Source organism: Streptococcus sp. LPB0220 (genome assembly GCF_008727815.1).
GTDB lineage: Bacteria > Bacillota > Bacilli > Lactobacillales > Streptococcaceae > Streptococcus.
This window is the reverse complement of record NZ_CP044230.1, coordinates 1860212-1875594: the sequence shown is the minus strand read 5'-3', so window position 1 is coordinate 1875594 and position 15383 is coordinate 1860212. Positions and strand designations below refer to the sequence as shown.

Sequence of the window (15383 nt, the reverse complement as noted above, 5' to 3'; positions counted from 1 at the left end):
TATCTAATGGCAAAATTGACTGTTAAAGACGTTGACTTGAAAGGGAAAAAAGTTCTCGTTCGTGTTGACTTCAACGTTCCTGTAAAAGATGGCGTGATCACTAACGATAACCGTATCACTGCAGCTCTTCCAACTATCAAGTACATCCTTGAACAAGGTGGACGTGCAATCCTCTTCTCTCACCTTGGACGTGTAAAAGAAGAAGCAGATAAAGAAGGTAAATCACTTGCTCCTGTAGCTGCTGACTTGGCTGCTAAATTGGGTCAAGAAGTGAAATTTATCCCAGGTGTTACACGTGGTGCTGAATTGGAAGCAGCTGTTAACGCTCTTGAAGATGGACAAGTTCTCTTGGTTGAAAACACTCGTTTCGAAGATGTTGATGGCAAGAAAGAATCTAAAAACGATCCTGAACTTGGTAAATACTGGGCATCACTTGGAGATGGTATTTTCGTAAACGATGCATTTGGTACTGCTCACCGTGCACACGCATCTAACGTTGGTATCTCTGCAAACGTTGATAAAGCTGTTGCTGGATTCCTTCTTGAAAACGAAATTGCTTACATCAAAGAAGCAGTTGAAGCTCCAGAACGTCCATTCGTAGCTATCCTTGGTGGATCTAAAGTATCTGACAAGATCGGTGTTATCGAAAACTTGCTTGAAAAAGCTGATAAAGTCCTTATCGGTGGTGGGATGACTTACACATTCTACAAAGCACAAGGTATCGAAATCGGTAACTCACTTGTAGAAGAAGACAAATTGGATGTGGCGAAAGCTCTTCTTGAAAAATCAAACGGTAAATTGATCTTGCCAGTTGACTCAAAAGAAGCGAACGCATTTGCTGACTACACTGAAGTGAAAGACACTGAAGGTGAAGCAGTTGACCCAGGATTCCTTGGTCTTGATATCGGTCCTAAATCAATTGCTAAATTCGACCAAGAATTGACTGGTGCGAAAACAGTTGTATGGAACGGACCTATGGGTGTATTTGAAAACCCTGACTTCCAAGCTGGTACAATCGGTGTGATGGACGCTATCGTGAAACAACCAGGCGTTAAATCAATCATCGGTGGTGGTGACTCAGCAGCTGCTGCGATCAACCTTGGACGTGCAGACAAATTCTCATGGATCTCTACTGGTGGTGGAGCTTCTATGGAACTCCTTGAAGGTAAAGAACTTCCAGGATTGGCTGCTCTTACAGATAAATAATCTAATGAGAATGAAAAGAGTTGGGAAACCAACTCTTTTTTTCTTTCTATTTTTACCTGTTCTCTCCTTTCTGAAAATATGGTAGAATAATAGAAATAGAAAGATAGGTGACCATGGATTACTTTAAACGACACAAATTTGATTGGTCCAAATTCCGTTTGGGGATGAGAACCTTTAAAACAGGGATTGCCGTTTTTATTGTGCTACTTATTTTTGGAATATTTGGCTGGCGAGGCCTTCAGATCGGGACTTTGACAGCTGTTTTTAGTTTGAGGGAAGACTTTGATAAGAGTGTCCACTTCGGTGCTTCGCGTGTCATGGGCAATAGTATCGGAGGTTTTTATGCTGTATTGTTCTTCCTTTTAAAAACGCTCTTTCATGGGGCATATTGGGTGACTCTGATTTTTGTACCTATTGCGACCATGTTAACCATTATGACAAATGTCGCTATGAATAACAAAGCAGGAATTATCGGAGGAGTTTCGGCAATGCTGATCATTACCCTTTCGATTCCTAACGGAGAAACCTTCTTGTATGTTTTTGCCCGAATATTTGAGACCTTTATTGGCGTTTTCGTTGCGATTTTGGTCAATTCGGATGTGGATCGCATTCGCGATTTTCTCAAGAAACACAAAAAAACTATGTAAGATTATATAACATTTAATCTTGACATAGATTTTTTTTTCGATATAATAGAATAGAAAGAGGAATGGTATGAAGGAAAAGGAATTACGACGCTCGCTGGCAGTCTTTCCGATTGGAAATGTTATGAAGCTGACTGACTTGACAGCTCGCCAGATTCGTTATTATGAAGATCAGGGATTGATTTCTCCTGATCGGACAGAAGGCAATCGCCGCATGTATTCGTTGGACGATATGGACCGCCTACTTGAGATCAAAGATTATATCTCAGATGGCTTCAATATTGCGGATATTAAGAAGAAATATGCGGAAAAAGAGCAAGAGCAAACCAAGGTTGTCAGTCAAGAAGAGATCCGTAAGGCTCTTCATCGTGACATTCGTCAGCAAAGTCGCTTCACATCTTCCCCATCGCCATATGGTCAATTTCGTTGATCATTTCATAAGCTTGTAATCTATTTTAAGGAGACAAAAATGTCAATTACTGCTGCAGATATTCGCCGTGAAGTAAAAGAAAAAAATGTTACTTTTATTCGCTTGATGTTCTCTGATATTTTGGGAACCATGAAGAACGTCGAAATTCCAGCTACCGATGAGCAACTGGACAAGGTTCTTTCAAACAAAGCCATGTTTGATGGTTCTTCTATCGAAGGATTTGTCCGTATCAACGAGTCAGACATGTATCTTTACCCAGATTTAGATACATGGACAGTTTTCCCTTGGGGAGATGAAAATGGTAGCGTAGCTGGCTTGATCTGTGATGTCTATACGACAGAAGGGGAACCATTTGCAGGAGACCCACGTGGCAACTTGAAACGTGCCCTTCGTCATATGGAAAAACTTGGATTCAAATCCTTTAACCTTGGACCAGAACCAGAATTCTTCCTCTTTAAGTTGGACGAAAATGGAGATCCAACTCTTGAAGTAAATGACAAAGGTGGCTATTTTGACTTGGCTCCAACAGACCTTGCAGATAACACTCGTCGTGAAATCGTAAATGTCTTGACCAAGATGGGTTTTGAAGTAGAAGCCAGCCACCACGAAGTAGCCGTTGGTCAGCATGAAATTGACTTTAAGTATGACGAAGTTCTCCGCGCTTGTGATAAGATTCAAATCTTCAAGCTTGTCGTGAAAACCATTGCCCGTAAACACGGTTTGTATGCAACCTTTATGGCCAAACCAAAATTTGGAATTGCCGGATCAGGTATGCACTGTAATATGTCTCTCTTTGACCAGGATGGCAACAATGCCTTCTTTGATCCAGAAGATCCACGTGGAATGCAATTGTCAGAAACTGCTTATCACTTCTTGGGTGGTTTGATCAAGCATGCCTACAATTTTACAGCTGTGACCAATCCAACCGTCAACTCTTATAAACGTTTGGTTCCTGGATATGAAGCACCTGTTTATATCGCTTGGGCAGGTCGCAACCGTTCTCCATTGGTACGTGTGCCAGCATCACGTGGTATGGGAACTCGTTTAGAATTACGTTCCGTAGACCCAATGGCCAATCCTTATGTAGCTTTGGCAGTCTTGCTTGAAGTCGGCCTTCACGGTATTGAAAATAAAATCGAAGCACCTGCTCCGATCGAAGAAAATATCTATGTGATGACACCGGAAGAACGTAGAGCAGCTGGAATCACAGATCTACCTTCTACCCTTCACAATGCCTTGAAAGCCTTGACAGAAGACGAAGTGGTGAAAGCTGCCTTGGGTGAACACATCTACACCAGCTTTCTTGAAGCCAAACGAATCGAATGGGCAAGCTATGCGACCTTCGTATCCCAATGGGAAGTAGACAACTATTTAGATCTTTATTAAGAAACAAGAGTAAAGAGGCTGGGACAAAAGTCCTAGCCTCTCAATTATTTTTGGATTGTCGAGCAAGACGCAGTGGTTGAGTGGGCTCTACTACGTTGATTTCATCAGCTTTTACAGCCCTACTCAACTGTGCGGAGGTGGGACGACGAAATCGAATTCTAACGAATTACCGATTTCTGTCCCACTCTCTTTTTGATCCTCAAAAAGTCATCATAAAACCAGTTGAAACAGTGGTCTCAACTGGTTGTTTTTTTAATTTTCGTCATCTGGTGTGAGAATCATTGGGATAATGATAGGTTCACGTTCCGTGCTCTCGTATAAGAATGGACGAAGGGCATTAACAATCGCACCATTAACGGTTTGGATATTGGCATCTTTGTTCTTCAAGGTGATACGAATAGCATTGAAGAGAATGCGTTGGCTTTCACGAATCAGATCTCCTGATTCACGCATGTAGATGAAACCACGGCTCAAGATGTCTGGTCCAGCCAGTATCATCTTCGATTTGAAGTCAACAGTCGCAACAGCAAGCACAACACCGTCTTCGGAAAGGTCTCTCCGGTCACGAAGGACAGCAGCCCCGATTTCACCGATACGATTTCCATCGACATATATATCTTGGGCGTTAAAGCTTCCTGCGATCCGAGCAGAGTTGGCTGTAAGAGCGAGGACATCACCATTACTCATGATGTAGATATTGTCTTTTTCCACTCCGCAATCACGCGCAAGTCCTGCGTGGATCTTCTGCATCCGGTATTCACCATGGACAGGCATGAAGTATTTTGGTTTGATCAAGCGGAGCATAAGTTTTTGTTCTTGTTGCCCCCCGTGTCCAGAAGTATGGATATTGTTGATCTTCCCGTGAATGACCTCTACACCCGCTTCAGAAATCGTATTGATCAATTTATTCACACTGGTTGTATTTCCAGGAATTGGACTAGAAGAGAAGATCACAGTATCTCCTGGTTGGAGTTGCACTTGGCGGTGCGTTCCGTTGGCAATCCGAGAGAGGGCTGCCATTGGCTCTCCTTGGCTTCCTGTACACATGATCAGGATCTCATTGGCCGCATAGTCTTTGATCTCATTTGGCTCGATAATGGTTCCAGCGGGGACCTTGATGTAGCCAAGCTCGATTCCATTGACGATGGCTTTTTCCATCGAGCGTCCAAAGACGACGATCTTGCGACCGGTCTTGACAGCAGCCTCAGCAGCTTGTTGGAGACGGAAGATATTCGAAGCAAAGGAAGCAAAGATGATGCGTCCGTGGATCCCTTCGATGATCTTCATGATGGATTGGCCAACCACTTTTTCAGAGTTGGTAAAGGTTGGGATTTCCGCGTTGGTTGAGTCTGAAAGCAGGCAGAGAACGCCTTCTTCTCCAAGAGCTGCCATACGATGGAGGTCAGCTGGTTCCCCAACAGGTGTGAAGTCGAATTTGAAGTCTCCGGTACAAACAATCTTTCCTTGAGGGGTGTGAATCACAATCCCTAAAGGTTCTGGAATCGAGTGAGTCGTACGGAAGAAGGTTGCTTTAAGATTTTTAAATTGAAGTTCAGTGTTTTGGTTGATTTCGTAGAGTTTGGCATCACGAAGAAGACCATGCTCTTCTAATTTTCCACGGATTAAGGCAAGCGCCAAAGGCCCAGCATAGATAGGGACATTGGCTTGCTTCAAAAGGAAAGGAATCCCACCGATGTGGTCTTCGTGCCCGTGGGTAATGAGGACCGCTTTGACGCGATCGATATTGTCAACGATATAAGAGTAATCTGGGATTACATAGTCGATCCCAAGGAGGTCATCTTCTGGAAATTTGATCCCGGCATCGACAATGATGATTTCATCTTGGTATTCGATCCCGTAGGTATTTTTTCCGATCTCTCCAAGTCCACCAATGGCAAATACACCAACTTCTTCAGGTTTTAAGGTATAAGCCATGGATTAGTACTCCGTTAGTTCAAAAGCACCTGACTCTTTCTCGTAAGCAAGATGTTGCTCAGAAAGTGGTGTGATAAATTCAATGTTGAAATCTGTGTTTGCTTCAACCAATTGACGTGCTTGGATGCGTCCTTCGCGTTCATTCGGTGCATCAATATCGAGATAAAGTGCATGCGTCGTTTCACGACGAGGGTTCCGTTCTTTTGTTTCCTGATAAAAAACTTTGTAAATCATGAAGTAATTTTCCTTTCATTATTTCGGTCTATTTGTTAGCTGCGAAGGAGTGCAATCACTAGAGTTTTCTACTCGCAACTAGTGGACCTGATTCGATACAATTAATTATCATTATATCATAAATTCGCCTGTAAGTAAAAGATAGACTGGAAAAGTCAGAGAGGCAAAGACCTATAATAGAGAAGCTTTTGAGAGGTTTTGGATATGAAAATCCTGCACTCTAAGGGAAAGTTTCGCTGGGATTTGAAGGGAATTTGTAGTATAATATAATCCAGTTCAAGAGGAGTAGGAAATGAAATTATTAGCATTTGATACCTCGAGTAAGGCTCTTTCTGTAGCGATTTTAGAAGATGAGACTCTACTTGCAGAAACAACTTTAACCATTAAAAAGAATCATAGTATCACCTTGATGCCGGTCATCGATTTTTTGATGCAACAAATCGACTTGACACCCAAGGACTTGGACCGCATCGTGGTGGCAGAAGGTCCTGGGAGCTATACTGGGCTGCGCATTGCAGTCGCAACCGCAAAGACCTTGGCTCATACTTTAGGGATTGAATTGGTCGGGGTTTCAAGCCTCTTAGCCCTAGTGCCGGATGATCTAGAAGGTTTGGTAGTACCTGTCATGGATGCCCGTCGGAACAACGTCTATGCGGGTTTTTACCAAGGAGATCAGCTGGTCGCGCCAGAAGGGCATTTTCCATTTGAGGAAGTCCTAGAGCGTGCAGCAACGAGTGAGCAGGTCACCTTTGTCGGAGAGGTCACGGCTTTTAAGGAGCAGATTGCCTCTAGCCTGCCAAGTGCTACTTGCTCTGAAACACTGCCAGATGCAGTGAAAATCGGACGTCTCGGCCTCAAACAAGTACCTGCTAGCCTCCATGATTTTGTCCCCAATTATCTCAAACGGGTCGAAGCGGAGGAAAACTGGCTCAAAGACCACACGGAAACAACGACCTCCTACATCAAGCGTCTATGATCAAAGTAGAAATCAAAAAGGGGCGAATTCAGGATGCAGCCGCTATTCTCTCTGTGATGGAAGATGTCTATGAAGCTAGTCCCTGGAAGTTGGAGCAGATCGAAGCCGATTTAGAGCAGGAATCGATCTCCTATTTCCTAGCTGTGGATGAGGGACAAGTCCTTGGGTTTGTCGCCATTCAAGATACTCTCTATGAAGCAGAGGTTTTGCAGATTGCGGTCAAGCGCGCCTTTCAGGGCCGAGGCCTAGCTCAGCAGTTACTCGCGCAGTTGCCGGACCAAAAAGAGATTTTCTTAGAAGTGCGCGTGTCCAATCAACCGGCCCAAGGCCTATACAAAAAAATGCATTTTGAAGAAATTGCACGGAGGAAAAACTACTATCACGATCCGATAGAGGATGCCGTGATCATGAAGAGGAACCCAAATGAAAGATAGATATATTTTGGCTTTTGAGACATCGTGTGATGAGACCAGCGTGGCTGTCTTGAAAAATGACGACCAACTCTTATCCAATGTCATTGCCAGTCAAATCGAAAGTCACAAGCGTTTTGGTGGAGTAGTGCCTGAGGTAGCCTCTCGTCACCATGTGGAAGTCATCACGGCATGTATTGAAGAAGCCCTAGAAGAAGCCGGCATCACAGAAGACGAGGTCACTGCTGTAGCCGTTACTTACGGCCCAGGCCTGGTTGGGGCTCTTTTAGTCGGCTTGGCTGCAGCTAAGGCCTTTGCCTGGGCGCATGGACTCCCTTTGATTCCAGTCAATCATATGGCAGGGCACTTGATGGCCGCTCAAAGCGTCGAGCCCTTAGAATTTCCGCTCTTAGCCTTGCTGGTGAGTGGAGGACATACCGAGTTGGTCTATGTCAGTGAAGCGGGGGATTATAAGATCGTCGGAGAGACCCGTGATGACGCTGTAGGAGAGGCTTATGACAAGGTCGGGCGCGTGATGGGCTTGACCTATCCAGCAGGACGTGAGATTGATCAGCTAGCCCACCAAGGGGCTGATATTTATGATTTTCCACGGGCCATGATCAAAGAAGACAATCTGGAATTTTCTTTTTCAGGGCTCAAATCGGCCTTTATCAATCTGCACCACAATGCCCAGCAAAAAGGGGAAAGTCTCTCTAATGCGGACCTGTCAGCGAGTTTCCAAGCAGCCGTCTTAGACATTCTCATGGCCAAGACCAAGAAGGCTTTGGAGAAATATCCAGTCAAGACTCTAGTCGTTGCGGGTGGGGTCGCAGCCAACCAAGGTCTCCGTGAACGCTTGGCTTCTGACATCACGGATGTTAAGGTCATCATTCCGCCTCTGCGTCTCTGCGGGGACAATGCAGGGATGATTGCCTATGCTAGCGTTAGTGAATGGAACAAAGAAAACTTCGCAGGCTGGGACCTCAATGCCAAACCAAGCTTGGCCTTTGAAGGAATTGAATAAGAAAAAGGAGCCAATTGGATGTGCAAGGTCCAATGGCTTTTTTGCTGGAATCTCACCAACTAGTAGCGGATTTGCGAGGTGAAAGAAAATTCGGTATGATAGAAGGAATGAAACTGAGGTGGAAGAGAATAGATATGAAGAAAGAGAAGAGCTATAAATATAGAATTGGTACGATTCTTGTCTTTGCTGTCTGTTTGCTACTGGTTGCAGGATGTGAATCAAAAAAGAAAATTGAAAAAAGTGACAAAGATAAAGAGTCTTACGAATTCTCGGTCTATAATGCGAAATCTGATATTAAAGACTTTCAATTTATCCATGCAAAAAATGGGCTTGTGGTCGAATGGAAGTTTGATGAAAAAGAACGGAAGAAATCTTTGAAGTCTCCTGATTCATCAGATTGGGTTGAGGTGAACTCTAATTATTTGGTTAGACAAAGGAACAGAGTAAGAGGTATTATTCCATCGAAAAAAATGAAATCAGATGAATTTGCCCATTTAGAGATTTATGATTTGACAGGGAGTAAGGCGAAACGAAAGGAAGTCGATCTTTGGAAGATGATGGTGGAGTATGTAAAAAACGATGATTTTGAGCTCTATAGTCCTTTCCCTACTCTTCGAAAAATGAATGGGAATGACTACGCTATCATTAAAATTATGAAGCAAACTCAGTCACGTTATTTCTTGCTTAATCTTAAAACCCTTAAAATCGATAAAGAAATAACGGAAGAAGAAGTTAATGAGAAAAATAGAGTGTATCTCTCCATTTCTACCCGTAAAGGCTACACTGCTGGAGTTCTTCCGTTTGATAATTATTTTTGGAAGGAAAAATCTTTCAAAGGGGATATCAATTTAAGAGCATCTTATCCGACAGCATTTAAACTCTTTTCAAAACCAGAAGGTTTTGCGTATAAAGTGATCAATTCTGAGAATGGTGCCATTACGAATGGAAAAGAATTGATAGATCTTGAATCAGAATTTCTTAAATTAGGTTCTTCTGTGTACGATCATGCTTACCTACCTAAAGAACTGAGTATAGAAAATAAGGATACGAAAATCTCTCAGTTCGACGAGATTCAAAAGTATTATAACGGTAAATCTTTTTCATATTGATACTGAGAGAATTTTTAGAAAACATACAAGGAGAGTGAAAAAGAGGTTGTTATGCAAACAATGATTAATTTAGGAATATGGGAGAACAAGAATTTCCATTTTGATTGGGAGGAAAAAGTCATACTAGAAGAGACATCTTCTCTTAACTACTGGTCTTATGTACTGCTCCCTATTACATTATTTATTATCAACAAAATTTCGGATGGATTAGCGGAGGCTGGAATATTTGACAATCAGTTGGTACGACTTGGAACGATTCCAATTTTAGGTGTCTTCTCCTACTTTCTTGCGGCGTGGATCATTCGATATTACCATGCGAGTCTGAAATTACAGCCATCCAAGTTAGAGGAGGATCAAGGAAAAAAATTGATCAGTTCCTTGAAGAGACGAAGGGTGTACTTCACCTGTATCCTTAATCTTTTTAGACTCCTAACTGTAGCCGCGATTCTTTTGTTTGTGATTGGCAATGAAACCATTGCAGTCCTCTTTTTGCTCATTAGTTTTTTAGTGATATTTATGTTTAAATTTGATTACCAATTATCCAAATGGCCTTATATGATAGAGATCATATCTCAAGAAGTGGAAAATGGTAAGTAAGAAAATCTCTGATGGTCAAGAGGATTTTGAAAAGTAGGTGGATGTATTGAAAAAAATTTTAAGTTTGAAACTGGTTTTCATATTGGGTGTTATAGTTGGTTTGGTGTTTTATTTTAAACCTTCAGAGACTAAGAAAAAACCTATCGAAAAGAGACCTAGCTCAACAAAAATCATTCATGAAGGGAATCTCAAGGATGTTCAGCTATTTGGTGAGAAAAATCAATTTGTTTTGAGTAAGGATCTGACCTTGGTTGATGGGAAGTATCTGGTTGGTTTTGACTATGTAAAAACCGATGACAGAATAAAATGGGAGTATGTCGGATTCCGATATTACGAGATTGACAATCATTTTAAAGAAACAACCGTAAATGCTTTAGATGAGATTCGTAAGACAGCACCAAAAGCCTTTATTTATGATTATCAAATAAATGTTAATAGTGGAGTAAGTGTTGTAGATCTAATCTATTTTGATTCTCGTAGCGCAATGGAACGTAGTATTGGAAATGGGAAAAATATTTATTACAAGTTGGATGAACAGAAATACTATAGCAAATATGCCATCCCAGAGGGCAGTGCAGTTAAGGAAAAAATAATAGACTATACAAATTTAATGGAATTAATCGATAAGAATACCGGTTTTGACCTTCAAGCAGGATTTAAATTTCAGAAACAGGCTAAGAATGTAAATACAGATATCAATTTATTTGTAATTTATCCGGAATTCAAAGAGAAAATGTTGAGTGGTGAGTACTGGATTGAACCTAGATTACAGTTGTTAAGTAGTAAGGAATGGTTTGATACTCTTCTTCACTGGTTTGCACCTAAAGGACAGGACACCTTACCTGGTGTAAAAATTGAAGCTCGGTACTCAATAGATGGTCAAGAACATGAAATTCGTTCTTATGATGAGTTTAAACAATACTACAATGGAAAAGGTGGTGAATTGGCTGAGTAAAGCCTCATCTGGAAGGTTGGGAGAAGAAAGCTGGATTTGATCAGGTTAGTACCGTCTAGGACGCTATGTTGAAAGCATGTAGGAAGTAAATAGGATGTTAGAATATAAAGAAACAAGTATTTTCTGTCACCAACTGGTAGAGTACAATGGCAAAAAATTTCTGTTAGATGCTAGTACCATGAAGCCTAAGCTCTATTATTGGGGGATGCCAACGGAAGCTATCACTGTTGAGATGATGGAAGTAAATAAAAAAGTTGAAATTCCAGGCACACCCATCAATAAAATAAAAGGAGGGACAGCAGCCATTATAGTCCAGCCATTTGTTGGAGTGGTTTATAGACTCTTACAAAATCTATTCAGTGAGTATGATATTAGTCAGCAAATTTTTCTAAAGATGGTCTTATTCATGGTTGCCATGCTTATATCTTTTGCGTTCTTTCGATTTTCTATAGCAAAGGCTCGTAAAAAAGTTAAGAATCTATTTCCTACAGCGAGGAAGAGATACAGGGTGACTTTCAAGCCGATACCAGAAAGAAAGCAAATTTTTGATGCCCATCTATTAAATGTTGTCTTACTGGCCTGTTTAGCCATGTATTTATTCAACAATAATGGACAAGAGGGGATCTTTTTGGTGATAGGCGGTATTCTTACGGCTTTTCTATTGACCTTTGAATTTGGTAAAGTTCCAGTTCTTTTAGGAGCTAAAACAGGGAATTTACAGTTTGATAGTGTAGAAGAGATAGTCATCGAAAAAAGTAACTAGAATGAAATGGACAAGAAAAAGGAGTAGAAATGATGAAAAAACGATCGTTTTGTTAGTAGCGCTTCTATCATTAACAGCATGCGTCCAGTCTCGACAGGAATCAAAAGATTCTTCGCAGAGCAAAACGGAGCAGATTTCAAAAGAGTCTTCAACTGTTAAAAATGAAAAAGGCTTGCAGTTTGTGGTGGGACCACAGTATGAAGGAAAAGAATCAAATGTAATTGAATTAGGGAAGAAATTAACCAAGGAACATCCAGAACTTGGAAATAAAGGAAGCCTATCGATCAACTATACTGGAGCAACTTTCTCATCTAATCAACAAGAATATGCCGTTTTTCTATTGATTAACAAAGCTGGATTTCAAATTGATAAGGATTTTGACTTTTCATTAAATTGGAAATATGATGGGCAATTCATTTATCAACATCAACGGATTGGCTATAAAATTAGTGACAGTGGAGCATTGCCGGATCAATCTGCTACGATTTTGATCTTGCCAATATCCAGCGAGCAAAAACAAATTGTCGAGAGCATGACACAAGAAGAAAAGATGTCATTAGAGATGTCGGATTTAAAAGTGAATCATTAGGGGAGAGATAGAAATATATCGAGGCTTATCCATTCTCTCTCATTGGTCCCTTTTCAACTTTTTTTCTTGTGTTATAATAGAGGTCAATGATTCAGAAAGGAGTGAGAGAGTGGAAAAAGATTTTTGGCAGGGGGTGAGGGACGCGCTACCGACTGCTTTGGGCTATATCAGTATTGGCCTAGCTTGCGGTGTGGTGGCGTCTCCCTATCTTTCTCCTTTGGAGATGGCCTTGATGAGTGTCTTGGTCTATGCTGGGGCAGCTCAGTTTGCGATGCTCTCTCTGATTGCGGCCCACTCTTCGATTCTGAATATGGCCTTGACGGTGTGTTTGATCAATCTCCGGAATATGTTGATGAGTCTGCATACGTCCACGGATTTTAAGGATGCGAGCCTTGCTCATACCATTGGGATTGGAAGTCTCCTGACCGATGAGAGTTATGGGGTCTACTTGAGTGAGAAGTTAAAGACGGATACCATTACAGTTCCTTGGATGCATGGGAACAATCTAGTAGGCTATGTGGCTTGGATCAGTGCGACGGTTATCGGAACAGCTCTGGGATCTCTCCTACCTGATCCAAAGGCTTTTGGGCTTGATTTTGCCTTAGTGGCTATGTTTATTGGGATTTTTGCAGCCCAGTTTCAAGGAATGCAACTAACAGAAAAGACCAAGACCATGCTCATGGTGCTGTTAGCAGTAGCAGTGAGTTTCTTTCTCTTACTCTTTTTTGTTTCGCAACCTCTAGCAGTGTTAGCTGCGACCTTGATCGGCTGTTTTGTGGGGGTGGTCTGTGATGCGCGTGAATAGTTATATCTTCATGGCCATTCTGGCCTCAGCCCTCGTTACCTGGATTCCTCGGATCTTGCCCTTCCTCTTAGTCAAATACAAGGGACTGCCGGCTCCTGTGACCCGCTTTCTCAAATACCTGCCCATTTCCATTATCTTTGCCTTGGTTTTATCAAGCTTAGTAGATGGAAAAATTGGAAGCCTCCCGCAGTTTCACTGGTTGGACCTAGTAGTGACCATTCCCAGTCTCTTTGTCGCCTTTCGTTACAAAAACCTTATGGGAACCGTTTTGTTTGGAATTGTCTTGATCGCCCTATTGCGATTGGTGTTTTAAATGGAAAAATATGTTACAAAAAAATTACAATTGTTACAAAAAAACTTGATTTTTGTAACAATTGGAGTATAATGGAAGTCAGAAAGATAAAGAGGTGATCGTATGAAAAAATCAATCTTCCGTTGGAGTGCCGCTGTTCTGGTGGCTGCTTCACTTGGTCTAGCTCTCGGTGGTTGTGGTGCTAAGGATAAAAAAACAGCTTCCTCATCCGAAAAAGCATCTACCAGCAAGGTAGAGAAAAAAGCCAAAAGTAATAGCAAAAAGAGTGCGGCATCTTCCTCTCAGGCAAACGATACAGCTAGCTCTTCGACTCAAGCCAGTAGCGCGACAGCTGCAAAAGACTCTAGTAAGACTGACAATGCGTCTACTACGACGCAAGCTACTGTCCCTGCAGAACTGGTGGGAACTTGGGTAGGATCTAGCCCACAAGCGGATGCGATTAAAATGACAGTGGATGCCAATGGAGATGTGACAACAGTGGTTAGCTTCAAAAATGATAGCGAACCAACTCGGACAGCTACCTATACAGCAAGAGCAGTAAAAGCAACAGGCAATATCTACTATTGGGAGTCAGAAGGATTGGATGGAGCTGATGCCTTGCTTCCTGGGATCACAGGGCTAGGTGTAGCCAACTTCCGACTGGAGCCAGGTTTTGTCTTGGAAGAAGGCCATTATACCCCGATTGTTTTCACAGCGCCTGTCAATACAGAATTTGACTACACCAAATACAATGATTTCCGTTTTTCATTAACCAAAGAACAATAAAAAGACGAACTCGATGGAAAATCGAGTTCGTTTTTTTAGTAATGAGGGCTCCCTGCTACCCAACCGGTGCAGAGGGCGGCTGTAATATTGAAACCGCCTGTATGGGCATTGATATCGAGGACTTCTCCTGCAAAGTGGAGTCCAGGAACGAGCTTACTTTCTAGGGTTTTAGGATTGATTTCTTTAAGGCTGACACCGCCCTTGGTGACAAAGGACTTGGCTAGTGACATCTTCCCAGTGACGGGGATAGGCAGCTCTTTGATCTTTTGAATGAGCTCTTCTGTTTGAGGAGGAGTGAGTTGCTTGGCTTTTTCAGGGAATCCTTGCGCCAAGAAATCAGCTAATCGTTCAGGAAGCAGGGCTTTGAGGCTATTTTTAATCGCCTTTTCTCGATGCTCTTCTAGAAAGTCTTTTAACACTTGAGAAGAAGTGGTCGGAAGGAGGTCTAGAGATAAGATTTCCCCGCCTTTAACAAAGCTAGACATCCGAAGGGCTGCAGGGCCAGAAAGTCCAAAATGGGTAAAGAGCAGGTCGTGTGTGATGATGTGTTTGCCGTAGCTGAGGGTCACATCTGTCAGAGAGATCCCTTGGAGGGCCTTGTGTGGAAAATCTGTCAAAAGAGGACTTTCTGCCGCTTCTAGATCGGTGATGGTGTGTTTGAAGTGGCGGGCGATTTCGTGTCCGTAGCCAGTAGAGCCGGTAGAAGGGTAGGATTTGCCTCCAGTCGTAACGATCAGCTTATCGGCTGTCCAAGTATTTTCAGATGATTTGACGATGAAGACGTCTTCTGGCTTGGTGACAGAGACCACTTCACAGTTGGTGGCAATGCTAGCACTAAGCTCAAGAATCTTATTTTCTAAGGCTTGAATAATGGTGCGAGATTGATCACTAACAGGAAAGACCCGGCCATGGTCTTCGACTTTTAACTTGACGCCATTATCGGTAAAAAATTGGATGATATCATGATTATCAAATTGGGAAAACACACTGTAAAGGAAACGGCCATTTCCAGGGATACCGGCCATCAAATCGTCTAAGGTCCCGTTGTTTGTGACATTACAGCGCCCCCCTCCGGTACCTGCAAGTTTCTTACCCAGCTTTTTATTTTTTTCGATCAGTAGCGTAGGTTGGCCATAAGAGGCGCTGGCAATGGTCGCCATCATACCTGCTGGGCCACCGCCGATGACAATGGTGTGAAAATGAGTCATGTCGTTCTTCCTTCTTTTGTTTCTTTCATGATTT

18 protein-coding genes are annotated in these 15383 nt (G+C 42.3%); 15 read left to right on the top strand and 3 right to left on the bottom strand.

All coding sequences use genetic code 11. The features are described from left to right. Positions 1 to 6 precede the first annotated feature (6 nt). The 4 genes from LPB220_RS09585 (at position 7) to glnA (ending at position 3666) form a co-directional block, all read left to right on the top strand. The gene (locus LPB220_RS09585; RefSeq protein ID WP_003008876.1) at positions 7 to 1206 is read left to right on the top strand and encodes a phosphoglycerate kinase; all 1200 of its coding nucleotides are present in this window, start codon (positions 7 to 9) and stop codon (positions 1204 to 1206) included. A 113-nt stretch (positions 1207 to 1319) separates the two neighbouring features. Beyond that, positions 1320 to 1853 carry an FUSC family protein gene (locus LPB220_RS09580; protein WP_070466639.1) on the top strand — a complete coding sequence of 178 codons (534 nt, stop codon included), beginning with the start codon at positions 1320 to 1322 and terminating at the stop codon, positions 1851 to 1853. A gap of 67 nt (positions 1854 to 1920) precedes the next feature. Further along, positions 1921 to 2280 (top strand): MerR family transcriptional regulator, encoded by a 360-nt coding sequence (locus tag LPB220_RS09575; RefSeq protein WP_150906596.1) that lies wholly within the window; start codon positions 1921 to 1923, stop codon positions 2278 to 2280. A 39-nt stretch (positions 2281 to 2319) separates the two neighbouring features. Further along, positions 2320 to 3666, top strand: coding sequence for a type I glutamate--ammonia ligase (glnA, locus tag LPB220_RS09570; RefSeq protein WP_023919214.1), 1347 nt, complete (start codon positions 2320 to 2322; stop codon positions 3664 to 3666). A 252-nt stretch (positions 3667 to 3918) separates the two neighbouring features. Here glnA and rnjA read toward each other — a convergent pair whose 3' ends face one another. After that, positions 3919 to 5601 (bottom strand): ribonuclease J1, encoded by a 1683-nt coding sequence (gene rnjA / locus LPB220_RS09560; RefSeq protein ID WP_150906594.1) that lies wholly within the window; start codon positions 5599 to 5601, stop codon positions 3919 to 3921. 3 nt (positions 5602 to 5604) lie between these two features. Beyond that, positions 5605 to 5835: a DNA-directed RNA polymerase subunit epsilon gene (locus tag LPB220_RS09555; protein WP_021153967.1), complete on the bottom strand. Its 231-nt coding sequence runs from the start codon at positions 5833 to 5835 to the stop codon at positions 5605 to 5607. A gap of 292 nt (positions 5836 to 6127) precedes the next feature. On the opposite strand from LPB220_RS09555, the gene tsaB reads away from it, so the two are divergent. From tsaB to LPB220_RS09500, 11 genes are all read left to right on the top strand, one after another. Beyond that, positions 6128 to 6811: a tRNA (adenosine(37)-N6)-threonylcarbamoyltransferase complex dimerization subunit type 1 TsaB gene (tsaB, locus tag LPB220_RS09550; protein WP_023919210.1), complete on the top strand. Its 684-nt coding sequence runs from the start codon at positions 6128 to 6130 to the stop codon at positions 6809 to 6811. Continuing rightward, complete coding sequence (gene rimI, locus LPB220_RS09545) at positions 6808 to 7245, top strand: ribosomal protein S18-alanine N-acetyltransferase (RefSeq protein WP_023919208.1); 438 nt, start codon at positions 6808 to 6810, stop codon at positions 7243 to 7245. The genes tsaB and rimI overlap by 4 nt, the downstream gene beginning before the upstream one ends. Continuing rightward, the gene (gene tsaD, locus LPB220_RS09540; protein ID WP_150906592.1) at positions 7235 to 8245 is read left to right on the top strand and encodes a tRNA (adenosine(37)-N6)-threonylcarbamoyltransferase complex transferase subunit TsaD; all 1011 of its coding nucleotides are present in this window, start codon (positions 7235 to 7237) and stop codon (positions 8243 to 8245) included. Before rimI ends, tsaD begins: the two co-directional genes overlap by 11 nt. A gap of 20 nt (positions 8246 to 8265) precedes the next feature. After that, positions 8266 to 9354 carry a hypothetical protein gene (locus tag LPB220_RS09535; RefSeq protein ID WP_225305913.1) on the top strand — a complete coding sequence of 363 codons (1089 nt, stop codon included), beginning with the start codon at positions 8266 to 8268 and terminating at the stop codon, positions 9352 to 9354. 51 nt (positions 9355 to 9405) lie between these two features. After that, a complete protein-coding gene (locus LPB220_RS09530) occupies positions 9406 to 9951 on the top strand; it encodes a hypothetical protein (protein WP_150906591.1) in 546 nt (181 codons plus the stop codon). Between the two features lie 37 nt (positions 9952 to 9988). After that, positions 9989 to 10906 carry a hypothetical protein gene (locus LPB220_RS09525; protein ID WP_225305912.1) on the top strand — a complete coding sequence of 306 codons (918 nt, stop codon included), beginning with the start codon at positions 9989 to 9991 and terminating at the stop codon, positions 10904 to 10906. Positions 10907 to 11000: 94 nt separating this feature from the next. After that, positions 11001 to 11669: a DUF443 family protein gene (locus LPB220_RS09520; RefSeq protein ID WP_023919199.1), complete on the top strand. Its 669-nt coding sequence runs from the start codon at positions 11001 to 11003 to the stop codon at positions 11667 to 11669. A 1-nt stretch (position 11670) separates the two neighbouring features. Continuing rightward, positions 11671 to 12258: a hypothetical protein gene (locus tag LPB220_RS09515; RefSeq protein WP_023919197.1), complete on the top strand. Its 588-nt coding sequence runs from the start codon at positions 11671 to 11673 to the stop codon at positions 12256 to 12258. A 109-nt stretch (positions 12259 to 12367) separates the two neighbouring features. Then, complete coding sequence (locus LPB220_RS09510) at positions 12368 to 13063, top strand: AzlC family ABC transporter permease (protein ID WP_023919195.1); 696 nt, start codon at positions 12368 to 12370, stop codon at positions 13061 to 13063. Continuing rightward, the gene (locus LPB220_RS09505; RefSeq protein ID WP_023919193.1) at positions 13050 to 13376 is read left to right on the top strand and encodes an AzlD domain-containing protein; all 327 of its coding nucleotides are present in this window, start codon (positions 13050 to 13052) and stop codon (positions 13374 to 13376) included. Before LPB220_RS09510 ends, LPB220_RS09505 begins: the two co-directional genes overlap by 14 nt. Positions 13377 to 13478: 102 nt before the next feature. Continuing rightward, a complete protein-coding gene (locus tag LPB220_RS09500) occupies positions 13479 to 14141 on the top strand; it encodes a hypothetical protein (RefSeq protein WP_070665650.1) in 663 nt (220 codons plus the stop codon). A gap of 35 nt (positions 14142 to 14176) precedes the next feature. Here LPB220_RS09500 and LPB220_RS09495 read toward each other — a convergent pair whose 3' ends face one another. After that, positions 14177 to 15349: an NAD(P)/FAD-dependent oxidoreductase gene (locus LPB220_RS09495; protein ID WP_150906589.1), complete on the bottom strand. Its 1173-nt coding sequence runs from the start codon at positions 15347 to 15349 to the stop codon at positions 14177 to 14179. Positions 15350 to 15383 lie beyond the last annotated feature (34 nt).